General features: G+C 69.7%; 3 protein-coding genes, 1 pseudogene and 1 riboswitch. Of the genes and pseudogenes, 3 read left to right on the top strand and 1 reads right to left on the bottom strand.

The genetic code is table 11. The annotated features are described in order from the left end of the window. Positions 1-711 (top strand): dethiobiotin synthase (bioD, locus tag AC5RW2_RS41130; protein WP_494075302.1); only part of this gene is annotated, 711 nt, incomplete at its 5' end. Between the two features lie 157 nt (positions 712-868). Here the strand turns inward: bioD and AC5RW2_RS41125 are convergent. Next, complete coding sequence (locus AC5RW2_RS41125; RefSeq protein WP_494030870.1) at positions 869-2,218, bottom strand: MFS transporter; 1,350 nt, start codon at positions 2,216-2,218, stop codon at positions 869-871. Positions 2,219-2,255: 37 nt separating this feature from the next. Further along, a riboswitch (SAM riboswitch) is annotated at positions 2,256-2,378 on the bottom strand. Between the two features lie 142 nt (positions 2,379-2,520). Here AC5RW2_RS41125 and AC5RW2_RS41120 point away from each other — a divergent pair. Both AC5RW2_RS41120 and AC5RW2_RS41115 read left to right on the top strand, forming a co-directional pair. Beyond that, positions 2,521-3,030: pseudogene (locus tag AC5RW2_RS41120) on the top strand (FAD-binding oxidoreductase); the annotation flags it as partial. Between the two features lie 395 nt (positions 3,031-3,425). After that, positions 3,426-3,909 (top strand): FAD-binding oxidoreductase (locus AC5RW2_RS41115; RefSeq protein WP_494075301.1); only part of this gene is annotated, 484 nt, incomplete at its 3' end.

Below are 3,909 nucleotides of genomic sequence, written 5' to 3'. Positions count from 1 at the left end.
ACCGGCACCGACACCGGGGTGGGCAAGACCATGACGACGGCAGCGCTGGCCGCCGCCCTCACCTCGCCGGCATGGGGCAGCCGGACGGTGGCCGCCTACAAGCCGGCCCAAACCGGAGTCGAGGACGGCGAGCCTGGCGACTCGGACGAAGTGCGGCGCCTGGCCGGCCTGGCGGCGGTTTCCGACGGCGCCCGGCTGCGGGCACCGATGGCCCCGGTGGCCGCCGCCCTCCGCGAGGACGCCCGGCTGCCCGGCCTGGAGGTTCATGTGGACCGGATCCGGCAGCTCGCCGCAACCCACAACCACGTGCTGGTGGAGGGCGCCGGCGGCTTGCTGGTCGAACTGGACTCGGCCAGGCATACGCTGGCGGACCTCGCGGCGGACCTCAGCGGCGGGGCCGGCACCCGCTCCGACCCGCCATCCGCCCTGACCGTAGGCGTCATCGTCGTCGCCCGCAGCGGCCTGGGAACCCTCAACCACTGCCTGCTCACACTGGAGGCGCTGGACCGGCGCGGGCTGGCGGTGGCGGGCGTGGTGATCGGCGCGTGGCCCGAGGAACCGGACGAGGTGGAAGCCAGCAATGCCGAGTACCTGCGCGGCCTGCACGTGCCGCTGGCCGGTGCCATCCCCGCCGGCGCGCCCGCTCTGGAGCCCCGCGTCTTCCAAAGCCTCGCCCCGCAATGGCTCAGTGGGCTCGCCCCCTCCCGCTGACCTGCCCCCGTTCACTCCGCAGCACACGTTCATTTAAGCGCCCATTCGTGCGTTTCGCGCAAAGTCAGCGGGAGGGGAAGGTGCATTAAATGACGACGCCGGCACTTAGGTTCCGTCTGCCGGGGGAACCCGAGTGCCGGCGTCGAGCCTGAGGGCGTCAGGCGGCGACGCGCCGCTCTGCCAGCGCCGCCCGCTCCTGGACGGCCGGGTCCTTCGCGGCCAGCGCCGCCCAGGTGGTCAGGCCGGCCAGCAGCACCAGGTAGCCGCAGATCAGCCACGGCTCGTTGCCGCCCAGCTCCAGCAGGGACGCGGCGATGAACGGGGTCAGGCCGCCGGAGAGCACGGTGCCCACCTGGTAGCCGAAGGAGACGCCGCTGTAGCGCAGGTGCACGGGGAACTGCTCCGCGAACCAGGCCGCCTGCGGTCCGTAGATGGAATCGTGCAGCAGGTTCATGCCCACGATCATCACCAGCGGCAGCAGCACCAGCGGCCCATTATCCAGGAACCAGAAGAACGGCCAGATGAATGCGGCTATGCCGACGGCGCTGCTCACGGCGATCCGGCGCCGGCCCACCTTGTCCGAGAGCCAGCCCCAGAACGGGCCGGAGATGATGCCCAGCGCGGAAACGATCAGGATGGCGGTCAGGCCGGCGGCGCTGTCGTCGCGGCGTTCTTTCAGGTAGCTGAGGATGTAGACGGTGAGGAGGAAGAACAGTGCCGGCTGGGCCAGGCGCAGGCCGATGGTGATCAGGATGGCCCGCGGGTGTTCGCGCAGCACTCGCTTGACCGGCCAGGCCTCCACCTGCTTCTCCTCCTTGAGTTCCTTGAACTCCGGTGCGTCATCCACGCCCAGGCGGATCACCAGGCCCACCACCACCAGCACGGCGGAGAGCAGGAACGGGATGCGCCAGCCGAAGGCGGCGAACTGCTCGGCGCCCAGCACCGACTGGGTCACCGCGAAGGCACCCGTGGCCAGCAGCATGCCCGCGGCGGAGCCGATCTGGGTGAAGCTGCCGAAGAAACCGCGCAGGTGGCTCGGCGCGTGCTCGACGGACAGCAGGGCGGAACCGCCCCACTCGGCGCCGGCGGACAGGCCCTGCAGCAGGCGCAGCAGCACCAGGCCGACGACGGCGAACCAGCCCGCCTGCGCGAAGGTCGGCAGCAGGCCGATCGCCGTGGAGGCGATGCCCATGGTCAGCAGCGAGATCACCAGCAGCGACTTGCGGCCGATCCGGTCGCCCAGCTGGCCGGCCACGATGCCGCCAACGGGGCGGGCGAAGAAGCCCACCGCGAAGGTGGCGAAGGAGGCCAGGATGCCACCGATCGGCGTGGAGGACGGGAAGAACTGCTGGTTGAAGATCAGCGCGGCGGCTGTGCCGTAGAGGTAGAAGTCGTACCACTCGATAGTGGTGCCGACGAACGCGGAGGACAGCACCCGCTTCTTGCGGGCGATGTGGGTACCGATGCTCTCAGGGCGCTCCCCGACAGCGGGCAGTGTTGCAGTCATGGTGGACCTTCAAGGCTCGCGGCGCCCGCGGAACGATGCGCCATACTTACGCGCCCGATCCTGCGCCGGGTCCGCGTCGAATCGTCACCTGGGGCACCCCACTACAGCGGCGAGGGTTGCCGTCCAGCCGGCCAGGGCCTTGTGGCTGGAACTCTTGATTCTGGTACCGATTCTGCAGGGCAGGTCCGTCACACTGCAAAATCCGCCGTCCCTGACGGTAATGCTTCGCAACACTTTCGATTCGGAAACCGGACCGTGCTAGGGGCTTGTGCCCTGCAGCAGGTCGTAGGAATGTGGACTCCATGCCGGCACATCCAAGCGAGGACGCATCAATGTCGATCAATCTGGTTCCCGATCTCCCCGACGCTTTCGCCGCGCTGCCCCGCTTTACCCGGGATCCCGCCGACCTTGAACTCGTCCGCACCGACCGCTCCGGCTATGTGCCCCCGACGCTGCCCGACGGCGTCGTGCTGGCCGAGTCCCTCCAGGATGTGGTGGATACCCTCCGCGCGGCCAGCGCCCACCGGCTGCCGGTGGTGCCCCGCGGGGCCGGCACCGGCCTGGCCGCCGGCGCCTCGGCGCAGGCCGGGGAGATCGTGCTGGACGTCAGCCGGATGAACCGGATCCTGCGCATCGACCCGGTGGAGCAGCTCGCCGTCGTCGAACCCGGCGTCCTGAACGCCGAACTGAACGCGGCCGCCGCCGAATTCGGACTCTTCTATGCCCCGGATCCGGCCAGCACGCTCTACTGCTCCATCGGCGGCAATATCGCCACCAATGCCGGCGGCATGCGCTGCGCCAAGTATGGCGTGACCCGCGAGTCCGTCCTGGCCCTGAAAGTTGTCCTGGCCGACGGCCGCGTGCTGGTTACCGGCACCGAAACCATTAAGGCCGTGACCGGCTACGACATGAACGCCCTGTTCATCGGCTCCGAAGGCACCCTCGGCGTCGTCGTCGAGGCGACCCTACGGCTGCGGCCGATGCCGGTGGCCACTGCGACCGTCGCCGCCTACTTCCGCGATGTTGAAAGCGCAGCCGCGGCGGCCTCCGCCGTCGTCGCCGCGCGGGCCACCCCGGCGTTACTGGAACTGGTCGACGGACCCACCCTAGGGGCCATCGATCTGGCCACGGGCACGGACCACCGGCAGCGCGGCGGTGCCTTCCTGCTGGCCCAGACGGACGTTTCGGTGCCGAAATCGAGCGCGACGTGGTGCTCAAGGCCATCGAACCGTTCGCCGAATCCGTCTTCGTCCCCCAGGACCCGGTCCAGGCGGAAGCGCTGGTGCAGGCACGCCGGGATGCGATCCCGTCGCTCCAACAACTGGGGCGCACCTCCATCGGCGACGTCGGCGTGCCGCGGAACCGGCTGGCCGAGATCGTCACCGGCATCCAGGAGATTTCCCGGGACACCGGGGTCAGGATCTACACGATTGCCCACGCCGCCGACGGCAACCTGCACCCGATGATCGTCGTCGAACCCGGGGAGTCGATCACCACCGGCGCCCCGAAGGAGGCGCTGGGACGCATGTTCGAACTCGCCCGGTCCCTGGGCGGGACGCTGACCGGTGAGCACGGCGTCGGCCTGCTCAAGCAGGACTGGGTCACCGCCGAGGTCGGCGACCTCTCCCGCGAACTGCAGCACCGCATCAAGGCGGCCCTGGACCCGCTGAACATCCTCAACCCAGGCAAGG

The organism is Arthrobacter sp. B0316-1-20, from assembly GCF_059091865.1.
This window is presented reverse-complemented; position numbering and strand designations above follow the sequence as displayed.

Bases quoted from the DNA above. Each gene is read 5' to 3' on its own strand.
- AC5RW2_RS41125 (WP_494030870.1), bottom strand. From the start codon at position 2,218: ATGACTGCAACACTGCCCGCTGTCGGGGAGCGCCCTGAGAGCATCGGT.